Below are 17,448 nucleotides of genomic sequence, written 5' to 3'. Positions count from 1 at the left end.
CGGGAAAGGGAGCCGTTCAGAACGTGACGGTCCACGCGGGCGGCGCGCCCGCACCGACGCTGCGCGGCGCCGTTCGCCCGTCGGGCAGCGGCGCGCGGCTCAGCACGAACGGCGTGCCGTGCACGCAGCTGACGCTCGGCATGTCCGCATCGGCGGCCTCGCGCGCGCCCGCGCCGATCGTGCAGATTTCCGGAATGGTGAGACTGACCCGCAGCGGAATCGACGGCTCGGTACCGCCGGCGAGCGACCATGCGCCCAGCGCCGCAAGCGCGAGCGTGCCGTGTTTGATTCGGCCGGTTGCGTTCATCGTTCGGCCCTCCTTCGTGCATCCGTCCAGAACATGCGCGAATTATCCGCGTGCGCGCGGAAAACGTGAAGCCGCGCGCACTCGATCCGGCCCCCGCTGAATCGATCAGCGCGCGGCGGCGAACCCGCCGAAGAACGCACGCGCATTCGCATCGAGGCTTTCGAGGTGATAACCGCCCTCCTGCACGATCACCGTCGGCAGGCAAAGCGCGCCGATCGCGCCACCGAGCCGCCCGAACCCGTCGGTCGCGACGGCGACCTGCGATTGCGGGTCGTCCTTGTAGATGTCGAAGCCGAGCGCGAGCACGAGCGCGTCGGGCTGGAACCGCGCGAGCGCGCGCAGCGCGTCGTCGAGCCGCGCGAAGAACGCCGATTCCGGCGAGCCGTGCGGCATCGGCAGGTTGAGATTGAAGCCGTCGCCCGCGCCCGCGCCCGTCTCTTCCTCGTAGCCCGCGACGACCGGGTAGAAGTTGGTCGGGTCGCCGTGGATCGATACGTACAGCACGTCATCGCGGCCGTAGAAGATCTCCTGCACGCCCTGCCCGTGATGCATGTCGGTGTCGAGGATCGCGACCCGGCGATGGCGACCGAGCAGCGACTGCGCGGCGATCGCCGCATTGTTCAGGTAACAGAAGCCGCCAGCCGCGTCGCGGCGCGCGTGATGGCCCGGCGGCCGGCACAACGCGTAGGCTTCGCGTGCGCCGTCGTTGACGTCGGCAGCAGCCGCGAGTGCACCTTGCGCGGACCAGTACGCGGCGCGCCACGTGCTCGCGCCGATCGGGCAACTGCCGTCGGCGAGGTAGCGTGCGGCTTTCGCGAGCACGCCGCGCAGCGGGTTCGGATCGCGCACGAACACGTTCGACATCACTTCGTCGCCCCAGTCGTCGGGCATCTGTTTCCAGTCGCGGTGCGCGTCCTCGAGAAAGCGCAGGTAGTTCATGTCGTGCACGGCCGCGATCGGCGCGGTGCCGCGATCGGCCGGCTCGCACACGTCGAAGTCGAGCGCGCGCACGGCCGCGACGAGCCGCGCCGCGCGCTCGGGCACTTCCTGCGGTTCGCGCATCTGGCCGCGCGACAGGTAGCTGCGCGGATGGTGCAGCAGTTGTTCGGGATGGAAATAGGTTTTCATCGTTCGTCCTCGTCGGTTCGCCGCGTCATGCACCCGGCGCGGTGGCTTCAGCTTCGACGCTCGCCGCGACGCCTGCACGCGCCAACACCGCGTGGAGCAGCACGTTCGTGCCGCGCGTCACATCGTCGGGCAGCGCATCCTCGGCCTCGTTGTGCGACAGGCCGTCGACGCACGGGATGAACACCATCGCGGTCGGGAAGCGGCGTGCGAGCAGGATCGCGTCGTGGCCGGCGCCGCTGACGATCCGTTCGTTCGTGTAGCCGAACGCGGTGGCCGCTTGCGCGACCTGTTCCACGCAGTCGCGATCGAACGGCGTCGCCGGGCTGCGCCAGCAGGTGTCGATCGCGACCTGCACGCCACGCGCCGCAGCGACGCGCGCGCACGCTTCGCGCAGGTCGCGCTCCATCGCATCGACTTCGGCATCGTCGTGATGACGCAGGTCGACCGTGAACGTCACGTCGCCGGCAATGGTGTTGCGCGACGCGTTGCGGATGCCGACCTGCCCGATCGTCGCAAGCCCGCGCGGCGCATAACCGGCGACGATCCGTTCGAGCTCGAGCGCCATCTGCGCGCTCGCGAAATACGCATCCTTGCGATACGGCATCGGCGTCGTGCCCGCATGCGCGGCCACGCCCGTCACAGTCACGTCGAGCCAGCGGATCGCCTGCCCGCCCGTGACGATGCCGATCGTCGTGCCGTTCGCCTCGAGCACGGGCCCCTGTTCGATATGCGCCTCGAAATACGCATCGACCGCGCCGCCCGTCGCGCGTGTGCCGCGATAGCCGCATGCGTCGAGTGCCGCGCCGAGCGTGACGCCGTCGGCGTCCTGCTTCGCGAGCGCGTCGGCGAGCGGCAACGCGCCCGTGAACACGGCCGAACCGAGCATCGCCGGCGCGAAACGCGCGCCTTCCTCGTTGGTCCAGGACACGATCTCCAGCGGCTTGCCGGTCACGATGCCCGCGTCGTTCAGCGTGCGCACGAGTTCCAGTGCGGCGAGCACGCCGTAGACACCGTCGAAGCGGCCGCCTTCGGGCTGCGTGTCGAGATGGCTGCCGATCAGCACCGGTGCGGCGTGCGCATCGGTGCCATCGCGCCGCGCAAACAGGTTGCCGACTGCGTCGACGCTCACCGTCATCCCCGCGTCGCGGCACCACTGCGCGAACAGGTCGCGCCCGCGCCGGTCGTCGTCGGTGAGCGCGAGGCGCCGCACGCCGCCGCGCGGCGTCGCGCCGACGCGCGCCATGTCCGCCAGGCTCTGCCACAAACGGGCGCCGTCGATTTCCAACAGGTGTTCCATACGTACTCCGGATGAATGCTTTCGTTGATATTCAATGCGAGCCGAGCGCTTCGGCGGCGGCCGGTTGCGCCGCCCGGCGCGCGTCGAGCGCGACGATGCAAAGCAGCGAGATGCCGGCGAGACACGTGTAGAACACCGCGAGCGGCCACCATTGGCCCGTGAAGCGATGCGCGAGCCACGTGCCGACGAGCGGCGTCAGGCCACCCGCGAGCGCGCCGCAGATCTGGTACGCGAGCGAGATCGCCGAATAACGCACATGCGCGGGAAACACCTCGCTCACGAAACCCGCGATCACCGAATAGAAACCGGCCATGCACACCACCGCGAGCGCGATGCCCGCGACGAGCGACACGGACGTGCCGCCCTGCACAAGCATGAACATCGGATACGGCGACAGCATCGCGAGCAGCGCCGCGAGCTTCAGGAAGCGTGCGCCGCCGATGCGCTCCGCGGTCCATGCGGCGATCGGCTGCGCGACGAACTGGATGATCGCGACCGCGAACAGGCTGTCGAGGATCAGCGAACGCGATACGCCGACGTACTGCGTCGTGTACGCGATCATGAACGTGTTCGTGAAATAGACGCCCGCGATCCCGATCGTATTCGCGCCGATGCAGAGGAACACGAGCCCCGACGCGGAGCGGAACACTTCGGCGACCGGCAGCTTCACCGTGCGGTTCGCCGCCTTCACGCGCGCGAATTCCGGCGACTCGTTCACGCCGAGCCGGATCAGGACGCCGACCACGAGCAGCACCGAGCTCGCGAGAAACGGCAGGCGCCAGCCCCACGAGAGGAAGTCGGCCTTGTCCATCGACGTGACCGCGCGGAACGCGATTAGCGACAGGATCAGCCCGGCCGGGCTGCCGAGCTGCGCGAACGACGCGAAGAACGTGCGGCGCCCCTGCGGCGCGTGCTCGCCCGCCATCAGCACCGCACCGCCCCATTCGCCGCCGACCGCGATCCCCTGCACGACGCGCAACGCGACGAGCAGCACCGGCGCGAGCACGCCCACCTTCGAATAATCGGGCAGCAGCCCGACGCAGACGGTCGCGACGCCCATCATCATCAGTGTCGTCATCAGCGCCTTCTTGCGGCCGATGCGATCGCCGAGATGGCCGAAGATGACGCCGCCGAGCGGGCGCGCGAAGAAGCCGACCGCGAACGTCGCGAACGACGCCATCGTGCTGACGAACGGGTCGTGCGACGGGAAATAGAGTTCGCCGAACACGAGCGCGGCAGCGGTCGCGTAGATGTAGAAGTCGTACCACTCGATCATCGTGCCGATGAACGCGGCCGTCGCGGCGCGTCCCGGCTGGCGGGTGGAAGCAAGGGACTGGGTCATGCGGGCTCCTGACGCGCGCCGCTGCGGCGCGACGCGCAATATCGTGATGGCAGCCGTCTGGCGCGGCCTCGCGCCGCACGCTGCGGCACCCCTCCTTTATCGACGACCGCAAATCATTAGTCAAATTTCAAGTTATTATTCGCCGTATAAATTTAACTAATGTTCGCTTCAACGCCTCGCCCGGAGACCCGATGCGCCCCGACCTCGCCCCGTTCCTGAACGACCGCCTCGACTGGAACCTGCTGCGCACCTTCCTGGTGATCATGCAGGAGCGCAGCGTGAGCCGCGCGGCCGCGCGCCTGCACGTCACGCAGCCGGCCGTGAGCCAGGCGTTGCGGCGGCTCGAGGACGCGCTCGAGCGCCGGCTGATCGAGCGGCGCGGCGCGCACTTCGCGCCGACGCCGGCCGGCGAAGCCGTGTACCGGATCGCGAGCGACATCTACGGCGGCATCTCGCGCCTCGAAACGGAAATCGACGACAGCACGGCCGACCTGACCGGGTCGATCCGGCTGCTGACGGTGAGCCGCATCGAGTCGCCCGTCTACGACGAGTTCCTCGCGGACTTCCATCGCGCATACCCGCGCATCGACCTGCAGATCGAGGTGATGCGCTCGTCGGACATCCTGTCGTCGCTGTTGCAAAAGACGGCCACGGCCGGGCTCGGCCTGTGCCGCACGCCGCACGACAAGCTGGAGATGCGCTGCTTCCTGCGCCAGCGTTATGCGATCTACTGCGGCCGCCATCACCGGTTGTTCGGGCAGACGCAACTGCGGATGGACGATCTGCTCGCGGAGAATTTCGTGTCGTTCACGAGCGACCAGATCGGCGACAGCCTGTCGCCGCTCACCGTGTTCCGCGACCAGAAGGGCTTCACGGGGCGCATCGTCGCGTCGTCGCCGAGCCTCGAGGAAGTGCGGCGGCTGATCTTCGCGGGCTACGGAATCGGCTGCCTGCCCGAGCACATCGTGCGCGACGACATCGCGCAGCAGCGGCTGTGGCGGTTGCCGCCGGACGACGGACTCGTCGATGTCGACGTGTTCCTGCTGTGGCATCGCGACCGCAAGATGAACGCGGCCGAGCACGCGTTTCTCGACGCGATGGAGCGCTGCATGCAGCGCCATTCGCTCGCGGAGCGGCTGGGGAAGTAAGGGCGCGAACGCGCCCGAGGAAGACGCCAGGCACACACGGCCCGGCGCGTCGCCATCGTCAGAAGCGATGCACGATGCCGAGCTGCACGCCGCGCGCATTCGCGCCCGGATACGCGAGCGGCAGGCCCGGGTTCGCCGCACCGGCGAGCGTGTAGCCGGCCTGGTTGCGGTTGCGCAGGTAGGACAGCGCGCCGTAGAAGCTCGTACGCTTCGACAGGTCATACTCGTACATCAGCCCGAGCTGGTCCGCATTGTTGCCCTGCGACGACTGGTCGTGCAGATATGCGTAACCGAGCGCGACATAGTTGGCCGGGTTGAACTGGTATTTGACCGACAGCCCGTACACGCGCGAATCGATCCCGAAGTCGGCCCACTTCACCGCGGAGAAACCGCCGTACACGGTTGCCTTGCTGATCGCGTACGACGCGCCGGCCATGATCGTGCGATCGGTCGTGGTCGCCGTTGCGTTCTTCAGCCACTGGCCCGCGACGAACGCCGCGAACGGCCCGTGCTCGTAGGTCAGGTCGAACTGCTGGCTGGAACCGGCCGAGCGCACGCCGCCCGCATCGCCGAACCCGAAATACAGCCCGCCCTGGAAACCGGCGATCTCCGGGCTCTGATACGACAGCGTGTTGCTGGTGCGGAACGCGAACACAGTCAGGTTGTCCATGCCGGACGCCTGCGTGACGCCGCCGAACGCGTCCTGCCCGCCCTGGTCGTTGAACAGCGGCGAATTCTGGCGGCCCGCGCGCACCTTGCCCCACTGCCCGGCGACGCCGACCCACGCCTGCCGGTTGAACATGCTGCCCGAACTCGCCAGCGAACCGTCGTTCGGGTTGAAGCCGTTCTCCAGCGCGAACTCGATCTTCTGCCCGCCGCCGATATCCTCGCCGCCCTTCAGTCCGAACCGGCTGCCCCACTGACCGCCCGAGCCGATCGCCGCCGTATAGCCGTTGCCGGTATTCACGTACTGCGCGAATTCGTCGATCACGCCGTACAGCGTGACGCCGTCCTGCGCGAGCGCGGCACCCGATCCGGCCAGACACGCGGCCGCCACCGTCATGCGGAGACCGGCGTGCACCGGCCACGCCCGGGAATCGCTGCCGCGGGCTTTCATTTGTTTAGTCATACTATTCAATAGAAAGAGAATGAAACGACGCCGGGCGCGGCAGTCGCGCCGCACCGGCATCGCGGGAAAGTGAATGTGGGTGAGAGCCTGATGCAGGCGGCGCCAGGCTCGGCGCGACGCTCAGGCCGGCAGCGCGCCGGCCCGATGCGCGATGCGCGTGGTCAGTGGTGAACTTCGCCGCGCTCGATCGGCAGGATCAGGCGTTCGGGGATGCTGCGTCGCGACGCACGCGCGGCGACGTAATACAGCACGGCCGGCACGATCAGGCCGAGGATCCACGAGATGTCGGTGCCGCCGAGCGCGTCGACGAGCGGTCCCGTATAGATGTGCGTCGACATGAACGGCAGTTGCACCAGGATGCCGACCACGTAGATCGTGATCGCCATCACGTTCCAGCGGCCGTAGCGGCCATCCGGATCGGACAGAGCCGGCACGTCGTAGCGCGAGCGCGTGAAGCAGTAGTAGTCGACCAGGTTGATCGCGCTCCACGGCGTGAAGAACGCAAGCAGGAACAGGATGAACGCGGTGAATTCCTTCAGGAACGAATGACGGCCCGCGAGTGCGATCAGCGTCGACACGCAGATCATCCCGAAGATGTAGAAGAGACGGCTCTTCGACGACACGGCACCCTTGCCGCGGAAACCGCTGACGATGGTCGCCATCGACATGAAGCTGCCGTACGCGTTGAGCGCCGTCACCGTCACCTTGCCGAACGCGATGCTGAAGTACAGCAGCGCGGCCACGGCGCCCGTCGAGCCGAGGCCGACGATATACGACACTTCGTGGTGCGCGAACTGGCCGCCGGCCAGCGCGGCCGCGAACACGCCGAACACCATCGCCGCCTGCGCGCCGATCACCGAACCCAGGCCGACCGCGAGGAACGTCGCGACCGACGACGTCGAGCGCGGCAGGTAGCGCGAATAGTCGGCGACGTACGGGCCGAACGCGATCTGCCACGACGCGGACAGCGACATCGACAGCAGGAAGCTCGCGAGCGAGAAATGCTTGTTCGCGAGCAGCGCGCCGATATCGTGGTTCGCGAACAGCTGCGAGAACATGTAGACGAACGCGACGATGCCGACCACGCTCGCGATCCGGCCGACGAAGTGGATCGCGCGATAGCCGAACACGGTCAGCACGACGATCACAGCCGCGAACAGCAGGATGCCGGCCGCGTCATCGACGTGCAGCAGCTGCGCGACGGCCTGCCCGGCCAGCACCGAGCCGCTGGCGGAAAAGCCGATGTACATCAGGCACACGAGCACGATCGGGATCATCGCGCCATACACGCCGAACTGCACGCGGCTCGAGATCATCTGCGGCAGCCCGAGCTGCGGCCCTTGCGCGCCGTGCAGCGCCATCACCGCGCCGCCGACGAGCTGGCCGAGCAGCAGCGCGACCAGCGACCAGAACACGTCGCCGCCGAGCACGACCGCGAGCGCGCCCGTGACGATGGCCGTGATCTGCATGTTGGCCGACAGCCACAACGTGAACTGGCTCAGCAAGCCGCCGTGGCGCTCGGCGTCGGGAATGAAGTCGATCGAGCGTACCTCGATCAGGCCGCCGGCTTTTCCACTGGGATTCGTTGACACGGGGAAATCTCCAAAATACTCAGGATCGCGAATGGTTTGAACAAGACAGGAATCTGCGAGCCGCCCTTTCGGCTCTTCGGGTGCGGGGCGCCGTGGATCGCCGGCATGCGCCACGCACGCACGGTCTGCACGCTGGCGCGCAAGCGACACGACGTGTGCCGACATTGCCAGCGGATGATCTTGTATATACAACTTGCGAGATATCGGTGATTACCCGGTATCGATCCATTTTAGAAATTGTCCGAACAATCGCGATGCGTCGGGCCGGTTTTGCCGCCGATCGGACGTTGGAAAAATGAAAGGTCAGGCGCCGGTGGATGGCGCCTGATCGGGCGCGGCCGTCATGTCGGCGGCGGGGAGCAGGTTCAGCATGCGCCGCGCGACTTCGATGTCGCGCGCGTGCAGCCATTCGTCGTAGTCGTCGCGGCGCAGGATCACGACGCCCCGTTTCTCGTCGCCGGGCCGATGCATCCGCGCGAACAGCGGATGGTCGTCGGCGTTCACCGTGAGCATCGCCATGCCGACGCATGCGCGGCCGTCGCCGCCTTCGTAGCGCCGCCAGATGCCGGCGACGCAGCACGGTTGCCAGCCGTCGACGCCGATCCGGTGCCACACGTTGCGGCCGCTCTCGTAGCACGGCTCGCAGATCCAGCGCACCGGGATCAGGCAGCGCTGGCCGTTGCGCCAGGCGTTGCCGTACAGCCGCGACGAGCCGACCGTTTCAGCCCGCGCGTTCACCGTGTCGAGCTTCCTGCTTTTCCGGCCGTTCTCGTCGATCCGTTCGGGCTGCATGAATTTCGGCCAGAAGCCGAACACGGCCACAACGACCGCGAGGCCGTCGCCGTCGGCGCGCGCAAGCGGCGCCGCGTAATCGGGATAGACATCGGGTGCCCACGGGTCGCGGCGGTACAGATCGCCGATGCCGATCTTCAGTTCACTGATGCCCGGGTCTTCGCCGGGGGCGCGGTAGTGGGTGCACACGGTTCGGCGAACGATGGAAGCAATGTTTCCATCGTAGGTCAGCGCAGGTGTCGCGATCGCGCTATTGCTTTGTAAGACGAAACAGTTTTACGAATCGATGATGCGCCGTGATCGAGCCGACGCCCGCCGTCACCGCGCGCCGCGACGGCGCGATGCATACAGGCAGATCAGTTCCAGCGCGATCGTCGCGCCGGCCAGCGACGTGATTTCCGCATGATCATACGGCGGCGACACCTCGACCACATCCATGCCGATCAGGTTGATGCCTTCCAGGTGCCGCAGGATCTCGAACGCCTGATGGCTCGACAGCCCGCCCGCGACCGGCGTACCGGTGCCCGGCGCGAACGCCGGGTCGAGACAGTCGATATCGAAGGTCAGGTACACGGGATGATCGCCGACGCGCTCGCGAATGCGCGCGGCGACCGCGGCGGGCGTCGACGCATGCACGCGGCGCGCATCCTGGATGTCGAATCCCATCGGTTCGTCGTTGGTGGTCCGGATGCCGACCTGGGCCGATCGCTCGGGCACGACCCACCCTTCGCGCGCCGCGTGATAGAACATCGTCCCGTGATCGATACGCTTCACGTCGCGATCGGGCCACGTGTCGGTATGCGCATCGAAATGCACGAGCGACAGCGGCCCGTGCACCTTCGCATGCGCCTTCAGCAGCGGATACGTGATGAAGTGATCGCCGCCGAGCGTCAGCATCGCGCAGCCGCGCGCGAGGATCGCATCGGCATGCCGCTCGATCGCGCCCGGCACCGATTCGGGCTGCCCGAGATCGAATGCGCAATCGCCATAGTCGACCGCGGCCAGCACGTCGAACGGATCGAACGACCACGGCCACGGGCGCTCCCACGCGATGCCGGTCGACGCGATCCGCAACCCGCGCGGGCCGAAGCGCGTGCCGGGTCGGTGCGACGCGGCGGAATCGAACGGCACACCGGTAATCGCGAGGTCGACGCCATCGAGATCGCGGCTGAAACGCCGGCGCATGAAGCTCGTCGCGCCCGCGAAGGTTGGCTCGGCTTGCGTGCCGTAGAGGCTGTCGCGCGTGAACGCGAGATCGTTCTGGCTCATCGTCGGATTCCTGTCTGAAGGGGACACGGTCGCGCTGCCGGCGACCTCGTGCCCGATTCTGCCGTCAGCGCATCCGACGAAAAATATGAACTAACATAAGCTGACTTCACAAATCGCGATGTATTGCCATGCTGACCCGACTGAGAGACATGGATTTGCAGTTGCTGCGGCTGTTCCTGACGATCGTCGAAAGCGGCGGCTTCAGCGCCGCGCAGGGCACGCTCGGGATGGCGCCGTCGACGATCAGCACGCAGATGGCCAAGCTCGAGACCCGTCTCGGGTTCCGGCTGTGCGACCGCGGCAAAAGCGGGTTCCGGCTGACGCCGAAGGGCGAACGCGTGCTGCAGTCGACCCGGCGGCTCCTGCAGGCGATGGACGTGTTCACGCGCGATACGCAGCACGTGTCGGGCACGTTGCTCGGCGAGTTGCGCATCGGCCTGTCCGAGCGGCTCGCGCCGGACATCGTCGAATCGATCGCGACGGCCGTCGGCCGCTTTCGCGAGCAGGCGCCGGACGTGCTGATCGAGATGATCGCGGTGCCGCCCGACGAGCTGGAGCGCAGGTTGCTGAAGAGCGAGCTGCAGCTCGCGATCGGCTACTTTTCGGGCCACCAGGCCGGGCTGCACTACGCGCCGCTGTTCGTCGAACACCAGTCGCTGCATTGCGGCGCCCGGCATCCGCTGTTTGCGAAGAAGACCGTGTCGGTCAACGACATCGCGCGCACCAGCAACGTCGCGCGGCTCTACAAGACGAACACGTCGGGTGCGGCGCTGCGCAACGCGCAGCCGACCGCGTTCTCCGAGAACGTCGACGCCGACGTGATCTTCATCCTGTCCGGCGCGCATGTCGGCTTCCTGCCCGACCACGTCGCGGCGCCGTGGGTGGCCGCCGGGAAAATGCGCAGGCTGCTCGCGAGCAAGCTGAGCCACACGGTCGAATTCCAGCTCGCGACGCCGAGGAACTGCGACGGCAGCGAAGCGCTGGATGCATTCACCGCAGCGCTCGCCGAACAGTTCGGCGGGCTTGACGGCTTCGCGAGCCAATAGCCGGCGCGCGTCGCCCCCTTCCGCTTCAGACCAGCCGGTCCGATGCGACGACCTGCACGCCCGGCCGCGCGTCGAGCGCCGCGTCGAGCAGCGCGCGGGCGATCTTCCGCGCGGGGTTCACGCGCCACTTCGTCGGCAACACGGGTTGCGCGACGTTCAGCGCGAACACCAGCATCCGCTCGCCGACCCTGAATTCATCGCGGCTGCCACCGATCAGGCCCGGCCGCACGTACGTGAGCGACGCGAACCCGACGCCGGCGAGCGCCTGCTCGACCTCGCCCTTGACGCGGTTGTAGAAGATGCGCGACGCCGGATCCGCGCCGAGGGCGGAATTCAGGACGTACGTCGGCGTGCCGTACCGGTGCGCGAGCCGCGCGACCGCCAGCGGATAGTCGTGATCGACGCGCCGGAACGCCGCCTGCGAGCCGGCGGCCCGCATCGTGGTGCCGAGCGTGCAGATCACGGCATCGGCCTGCCACCAGTCGGCCTCGCCGGGCAGATGATCGAAATCGACCTCCAGCGCGCGCATCTTCGGATGCGGCGACAACGGCCGGCGCGCGAGGACGATCACGCGATCGACCCGCGCATCGGCGAGCGCGACTTCGAGGACGTGGCGCCCGACGAGTCCGGTCGCGCCGACGAGCAGCAGTTTCATGTCCGGTTCTTCCGTGTGAAGCCTGCGTTGGCGGGCCGGAGGCGGCCCGGTTTCCGGCTTTCCACATGATGGTCGGCCGACCCGGCGCAGACAACCTTCCCACATCTCGAAAAATTACAAGCCGCACGCGTTGCATATCTCGAAACGGTCTCGCGGTGCTGCCGGCTTCGGGCCACTCCGCGCATCAGCTTGTCGCCCATGTGCGCGTCGAATAGCCATTTCCATCGTACCCCATCCCGTTGAATGGCTATTGATGTCCGGCCGGCGGTCGAGCCGGAGGGCTTTACCGTGGGCCCGATCCTGCTCACGCAACCAGCCGCGGAGCACTGGACGCCGCAGCATCCGAGCGAGCCGTTCCTCGCGCGCATTCGCCATGTGCCGGTCAAGGTCGCGATGCTGGAGAACGCGGACCACTATCACTCGAACAACCGGGGTTATCTCAGATAGTCGATGCGTTTTATCGTAATGTGACGGCGCAACACGTTGAACCCCGCGCGCTTCCCTGACAAAAGGCACACGCGCGGGCAGCCGTTTCAGATCGTCTTCTACACCGGCATCGGCGCGGCAGCCGGAAGGCCGCCGATGCGCACGTTGCGCATCGGCGTCTCCGTGTCAGGTGCCCGCGTCAAACATGCAACGCGTGCCCGAGCGCGCGGAGCGCGGCCTCCTGCAGCGCTTCGCCGAGCGTCGGGTGCGCGTGGATCGTGCCGCCGATGTCCTCCAGCCGCGCGCCCATCTCCAGCGATTGCGAGAACGCCGCGGCCAGTTCCGACACACCGCGCCCGACGGCCTGCCAGCCGACGATCAGGTGATTGTCGCGCCGCGCGACCACACGCACGAAACCGTCGGTCGCCTGCAGCGTCATCGCGCGCCCGTTCGCCGCGAACGGGAACGACGCGCTCACGCAATCGACGCCGGCCGCATGCGCGTCGTCCGGCGACCAGCCGGCCGTCACGATCTCGGGATCGGTAAAGCACACGGCCGGAATCGATGCGGGCATGAACTTGCGGCGCCGGCCGGCGATCAGCTCGGCCACCATCTCGCCCTGCGCCATCGCGCGATGCGCGAGCATCGGTTCGCCGGCGACGTCGCCGATCGCCCAGACGTTGCGCATCGACGTCCGGCATTCGTCGTCGATCCGCAGCGCGCGGCCGTTGCGATCGAGCCGCAGCGACTCGAGCCCGAAGCCGTCGACGCGCGGCCGGCGGCCGACCGCGACCAGCACGCGATCGGCCGGCAGCGTCTGCTCGGCGCCGTCCGCCGCCTGCACGCGCACCGCGCCGTTTTCCGCGAGCCCGAGCACCTTGTGGCCAAGCCACAGCCGGACACCGAGCCGCGCGAGCGAATCGGCAACCGGCCGCGCGAGTTCGGCATCGTACGCAGGCAACACGCGCTCCGCCGCTTCGACGACGCTGACTTCGACGCCGAGCTTGCGGTAGACGATCCCGAGCTCGAGCCCGATATACCCGGCCCCGACGACGACCAGCCGCTTCGGCAACGTCGCGGGCGACAGGACTTCGGTGGACGACACGACAGGTCCGCCGAACGGCATCGACGGCAGTTCGACCGGTTCGGAGCCGGTCGCGAGCAACAGGTGCTCGCAACTGATCTGCGCCGTGTGGCCGCCCGAGACGACTTCGACGGTCTTGCCGTCGATCACGCGCGCGTCGCCGTGCAGCACGCGCACGCCGTTCTTCTTGAGCAGCGCGCCGACGCCGCGCGTCAGCCGGTCGACGATGCCGTCCTTCCACGCGACGCTTTGCGCGATGTCGATCTCGGGCGTGCGCACGCGAATCCCGAGCGCCCCTTCGCCGGCCTGGCCGCACGCCTGTTCGAACGCGTCGGCCACGTGGATCAGCGCCTTCGACGGAATGCAGCCGATATTCAGGCACGTGCCGCCGAGCCGGTCGCGCTCGACGAGCACGGTCGGAATGCCGAGCTGGCCGGCACGGATCGCGGCGACGTAGCCGCCCGGGCCGCCGCCGATCACGAGCAGCGTGGTGTGTTCGTTTTTCATCGCGCTCACTCCACGAACAGCAGTGCCGGGCGTTCGAGCACCCCGCGCACGGCCTGGATGAATTCGGCCGCGTCCGCGCCATCGACGACACGATGGTCGAACGACGACGACAGATTCATCATCTTGCGCGCGACGACCGCGCCGTCGCGAATCATCGGCCGCTCGACGATCCGGTTCACGCCGACGATGCCGACCTCGGGATGATTGATGACCGGCGTCGACACGATGCCGCCGAGCGCGCCGAGGCTCGAAATCGTGATCGTCGAGCCGCTGAGTTCGTCGCGCTGCGCACGGTTCGCGCGCACCGCATCGGCGAGCCGCGCGATTTCGGCCGAGATCGACCACACGTCGCGCGCTTCGGCATGACGCAGCACGGGCACGGTGAGGCCGCCATCCGTCTGCGTCGCGACGCCCATGTGCACCGCGCCGTAACGCGTGACGACACCCGCTTCATCGTCGAAGCGCGCATTGATCTGCGGGAAGTCGCGCAACGCGATCACCATCGCGCGGATCAGCAGCGGCAGCGGCGTGAGGCGGCCGCGCGTGTCGCCATAACGACGATTCAGGTCGGTACGCAACGATTCGAGTTCGGTGACGTCGATTTCCTCGACGTAGCTGAAGTGCGGAATGCGGCGCTTCGCTTCCTGCATCTTGCGCGCGATCGCGCGCCGCAGGCCGATCAACGGCACTTCGGTTTCGTCGTGGCGTTCGTCGTAGCCGTGCGCTTGCGATGCACGCGCCGCACCGCTGCCGGTGCGCGCATACGCATCGAGATCCGTATGCAGGATCCGCCCTGCGTCGCCCGTGCCGCGCACATAGCGCAGCTCGACACCCATGTCCCACGCGCGCTGACGCACGGCCGGCGACGCGAGCGATCGTTCGCCCGGCGCGAGCGCCGGGCGCGGCTGCGCCGCAGGTTCGGCTCGACGCGGTTCCGCGGCAGCACGTTTCGCGTCATGACGCGGCGCCGCAGGCTTTTCAGCCGGCACGTCGGCGACCGGTGTCGACTGCGCCGCCGCAACCGGTGAGGTTTCTACCTTTGTTTCCCGCACCGGCGCGCCGGCCTTCAGGTTGCCGTCGCCTTCGACCTCGAGACGAATCAGCTCGCTGCCGACCGCCATCATCTCGCCGATGCGGCCGCCGAGTTCGAGCACTTTCCCCGTCACCGGCGACGGAATCTCGACCGCCGCCTTGTCGGTCATCACGTCGGCGAGCGGCTGATCTTCCTTGATCGTCTGTCCGACTTCCACATGCCAGGCCACCAGCTCGACCTCGGCGATCCCTTCGCCGATATCCGGCATCTTGATGACATGAATCCCCATCTCACGCCTCCATCACGCGTCGCAACGCTTCGCCAACCCGGGCCGGCCCCGGAAAGTACGCCCATTCCTGCGCATGCGGATACGGCGTATCCCAACCCGTCGTGCGCTCGATCGGCGCTTCGAGGTGGTAGAAGCAATGTTCCTGAACCAGCGACACCAGTTCCGCGCCATAACCGCAGGTGCGGGTTGCCTCGTGCACCACGACGCAGCGCCCGGTCTTGCGCACCGACGCGACGATCGTGTCGAGATCGAGCGGCCACAGCGTGCGCAGGTCGATCACCTCCGCGTCGATGCCGGTCTCTTCGGCCGCGGCGAGCGAGACGTGCACCGTCGTGCCGTACGTCAGCACCGTCACGTCGTTGCCGGGCCGCACCACGGCGGCCGTATCGAGCGGCACCGTGTAGTAGCCCTCGGGCACCGCGCTCGCCGGATGCTTGAGCCACGACGTGACGGGCCGTTCGTGATGGCCGTCGAACGGCCCGTTGTACAGCCGCTTCGGCTCGAGGAAGATCACCGGATCGTCGTTCTCGATCGACGCGATCAGCAGCCCTTTCGCGTCGTACGGATTCGACGGCATCACCGTGCGAAGGCCGCACACCTGCGTGAACATCGCCTCCGGGCTCTGGCTGTGCGTCTGGCCGCCGTAGATGCCGCCGCCGCACGGCATCCGGATCGTCATCGGCGCGATGAACTGGCCGGCCGAGCGATAACGCAGCCGCGCGCCTTCCGACACGATCTGGTCGGATGCCGGGTAGAAATAATCGGCGAACTGGATCTCGCACACCGGGCGCAGCCCGTACGCACCCATCCCCACCGCCACGCCGACGATCCCGCCTTCGGAGATCGGCGCATCGAACACGCGCGACTTGCCGTATTTGTTCTGCAGTCCTTCGGTACAGCGGAACACGCCGCCGAAATACCCGACGTCCTGCCCGAACACGACCACGTCGCTGTCGCGTCCGAGCATCACGTCCATCGCGGAGCGCAACGCCTGGATCATCGTCATCGGCTGCGCCGCCGTGCCTGTCTCGAGTTGAGCCATGGTCATGCTCCCAGTTCCTGGCGCTGACGGCGCAGGTGCGCGGGCAGCTCCTTGTACACGTCGTCGAACATCGAGGCCGGCGACGGAATCCGGTCGTCGGCCAGCGTCCCGTATTTCTCCGCTTCCTTCTGCGCGGCGATCACCTCGGCCTCGAGTTCGGCCGTCAGCGCTTCGTGCGCGCTGTCCGACCAGATGCCCTTGACGATCAGGTGGCGCTTGAAACGGTCGATCGGATCGCCGAGCGGGAAATGGGACCAGTCGTCGCTCGGCCGGTACTTGGTCGGGTCGTCCGACGTCGAATGCGCGCCCGCGCGATAGGTCACCCACTCGATCAGCGTCGGGCCGAGATTGCGGCGCGCGCGTTCGGCCGCCCAGGTCGATGCCGCGTAGATCGCGAGGAAGTCGTTGCCGTCGACGCGCAACGACGCGATCCCGCAGCCGACGCCGCGCCCCGCGAACGTCGTGCCTTCGCCGCCCGCGATCGCCTGGAACGTCGAGATCGCCCACTGGTTGTTGACGACGTTCAGCACGACCGGCGCACGGTACACGTGCGCGAACGTGAGCGCGGTGTGGAAGTCGGCTTCGGCCGTCGCGCCGTCGCCGATCCACGCGGACGCGATCTTCGTGTCGCCCTTGATCGCCGATGCCATCGCCCAGCCGACCGCCTGGATGAACTGCGTCGCGAGATTGCCGGAAATGGAGAAAAAGCCCGCGTCGCGATCCGAGTACATCACGGGGAGCTGGCGGCCTTTCAGCGGATCGCCTTCATTCGACATCAGCTGGCAGATCATCCGGTCGAGCGGCACGTCGCGCGCGATCAGGATGCTCTGCTGCCGATAGGTCGGGAAGCACATGTCGCCGTCGCGCAGCGCCATCGCGTGCGCGGTGCCGATCGCCTCTTCGCCGAGGCTCAGCATGTAGAACGAGATTTTCTTCTGGCGCTGCGCGATCATCATGCGCGCGTCGAAGATGCGGGTCTTGAGCATCGCGCGCAGCCCGGCGATCAGCCGCGCATCGTCGAGGTCCGGTGCCCACGGGCCGACGGCTTCGCCGCGGTCGTCGATCACGCGCACCAGGCTGCGGGCGAGATGGGCGGTGTCCACCGCGGCAACGTCGATCGGCGGGCGGCGAACCGCGCCGGCCGGCGATAGATGCAGATAGGAAAAGTCCGTCTTGCAGCCCGGGCGCCCGGTGGGCTCCGGCACATGCAGACGCAATGGCTCTGACAGGCTCATCGTGTCGTCTCCACGCTCGATTGTGTCTCACGCTGATAGGAACGCGCGGCCGGTTGCCGGCCTGCGCGCGGGCTGGCGCGCGGATAAGCACGCCAACCTTGGGAATCTATGCAATGCCGCGCCGGCC

Annotated in this window: 16 protein-coding genes; 3 read left to right on the top strand and 13 right to left on the bottom strand. The window is 67.7% G+C overall.

Annotated elements, in window-relative coordinates; genetic code table 11:
* Nucleotides 1-16 precede the first annotated feature (16 nt).
* From H3H55_RS06555 to H3H55_RS06540, 4 genes are all read right to left on the bottom strand, one after another.
* Nucleotides 17-307 carry a hypothetical protein gene (locus H3H55_RS06555; RefSeq protein WP_193098060.1) on the bottom strand — a complete coding sequence of 97 codons (291 nt, stop codon included), beginning with the start codon at nt 305-307 and terminating at the stop codon, nt 17-19.
* Between the two features lie 105 nt (nt 308-412).
* A complete protein-coding gene (locus tag H3H55_RS06550; RefSeq protein WP_193098059.1) occupies nt 413-1,435 on the bottom strand; it encodes a histone deacetylase family protein in 1,023 nt (340 codons plus the stop codon).
* 25 nt (nt 1,436-1,460) lie between these two features.
* Entirely contained in the window at nt 1,461-2,732 is a 1,272-nt protein-coding gene (locus H3H55_RS06545) for a Zn-dependent hydrolase (RefSeq protein WP_193098058.1), read from the bottom strand.
* 31 nt (nt 2,733-2,763) lie between these two features.
* Complete coding sequence (locus H3H55_RS06540) at nt 2,764-4,074, bottom strand: MFS transporter (RefSeq protein WP_193098057.1); 1,311 nt, start codon at nt 4,072-4,074, stop codon at nt 2,764-2,766.
* A 191-nt stretch (nt 4,075-4,265) separates the two neighbouring features.
* Between H3H55_RS06540 and H3H55_RS06535 the strand changes: the two genes are divergently transcribed.
* On the top strand, nt 4,266-5,222 hold the full coding sequence (locus H3H55_RS06535) for a LysR family transcriptional regulator (protein ID WP_193098056.1): 957 nt from the start codon (nt 4,266-4,268) through the stop codon (nt 5,220-5,222).
* Nucleotides 5,223-5,280: 58 nt separating this feature from the next.
* Here the strand turns inward: H3H55_RS06535 and H3H55_RS06530 are convergent, their stop codons facing one another.
* From H3H55_RS06530 to speB, 4 genes are all read right to left on the bottom strand, one after another.
* Nucleotides 5,281-6,351: a porin gene (locus tag H3H55_RS06530; RefSeq protein WP_193098055.1), complete on the bottom strand. Its 1,071-nt coding sequence runs from the start codon at nt 6,349-6,351 to the stop codon at nt 5,281-5,283.
* Between the two features lie 161 nt (nt 6,352-6,512).
* Nucleotides 6,513-7,943: a purine-cytosine permease family protein gene (locus H3H55_RS06525; protein WP_193098054.1), complete on the bottom strand. Its 1,431-nt coding sequence runs from the start codon at nt 7,941-7,943 to the stop codon at nt 6,513-6,515.
* A 303-nt stretch (nt 7,944-8,246) separates the two neighbouring features.
* On the bottom strand, nt 8,247-8,924 hold the full coding sequence (locus H3H55_RS06520) for an SOS response-associated peptidase family protein (protein ID WP_193098053.1): 678 nt from the start codon (nt 8,922-8,924) through the stop codon (nt 8,247-8,249).
* Between the two features lie 129 nt (nt 8,925-9,053).
* Nucleotides 9,054-10,004: an agmatinase gene (gene speB, locus H3H55_RS06515; protein ID WP_193098052.1), complete on the bottom strand. Its 951-nt coding sequence runs from the start codon at nt 10,002-10,004 to the stop codon at nt 9,054-9,056.
* A 128-nt stretch (nt 10,005-10,132) separates the two neighbouring features.
* Here speB and H3H55_RS06510 point away from each other — a divergent pair, with 128 nt between their 5' ends.
* On the top strand, nt 10,133-11,050 hold the full coding sequence (locus H3H55_RS06510) for a LysR family transcriptional regulator (RefSeq protein WP_193098051.1): 918 nt from the start codon (nt 10,133-10,135) through the stop codon (nt 11,048-11,050).
* Between the two features lie 25 nt (nt 11,051-11,075).
* Here the strand turns inward: H3H55_RS06510 and H3H55_RS06505 are convergent, their stop codons facing one another.
* A complete protein-coding gene (locus H3H55_RS06505; protein ID WP_129514176.1) occupies nt 11,076-11,705 on the bottom strand; it encodes an NAD-dependent epimerase/dehydratase family protein in 630 nt (209 codons plus the stop codon).
* A gap of 243 nt (nt 11,706-11,948) precedes the next feature.
* Between H3H55_RS06505 and H3H55_RS06500 the strand changes: the two genes are divergently transcribed.
* Complete coding sequence (locus tag H3H55_RS06500; RefSeq protein ID WP_226799958.1) at nt 11,949-12,152, top strand: hypothetical protein; 204 nt, start codon at nt 11,949-11,951, stop codon at nt 12,150-12,152.
* A gap of 178 nt (nt 12,153-12,330) precedes the next feature.
* On the opposite strand, the gene lpdA is transcribed toward H3H55_RS06500, so the two are convergent.
* The 4 genes from lpdA to H3H55_RS06480 are packed head-to-tail and all read right to left on the bottom strand — an operon-like array spanning nt 12,331 to nt 17,321.
* Complete coding sequence (gene lpdA, locus H3H55_RS06495; RefSeq protein ID WP_193098050.1) at nt 12,331-13,722, bottom strand: dihydrolipoyl dehydrogenase; 1,392 nt, start codon at nt 13,720-13,722, stop codon at nt 12,331-12,333.
* A gap of 5 nt (nt 13,723-13,727) precedes the next feature.
* Complete coding sequence (locus tag H3H55_RS06490; protein WP_193098049.1) at nt 13,728-15,044, bottom strand: dihydrolipoamide acetyltransferase family protein; 1,317 nt, start codon at nt 15,042-15,044, stop codon at nt 13,728-13,730.
* Between the two features lies 1 nt (nt 15,045).
* Nucleotides 15,046-16,092 (bottom strand): alpha-ketoacid dehydrogenase subunit beta, encoded by a 1,047-nt coding sequence (locus H3H55_RS06485; protein WP_129514173.1) that lies wholly within the window; start codon nt 16,090-16,092, stop codon nt 15,046-15,048.
* Complete coding sequence (locus H3H55_RS06480) at nt 16,089-17,321, bottom strand: 3-methyl-2-oxobutanoate dehydrogenase (2-methylpropanoyl-transferring) subunit alpha (protein ID WP_193098048.1); 1,233 nt, start codon at nt 17,319-17,321, stop codon at nt 16,089-16,091. The genes H3H55_RS06485 and H3H55_RS06480 overlap by 4 nt, the downstream gene beginning before the upstream one ends.
* Nucleotides 17,322-17,448 lie beyond the last annotated feature (127 nt).

The organism is Burkholderia sp. Z1 (assembly GCF_014893795.1).
Taxonomy (GTDB): Bacteria; Pseudomonadota; Gammaproteobacteria; order Burkholderiales; family Burkholderiaceae; genus Burkholderia; species Burkholderia theae.
Note: the sequence above shows the minus strand (reverse complement) of the source record. Positions and strands in the feature narration are given on the sequence as shown.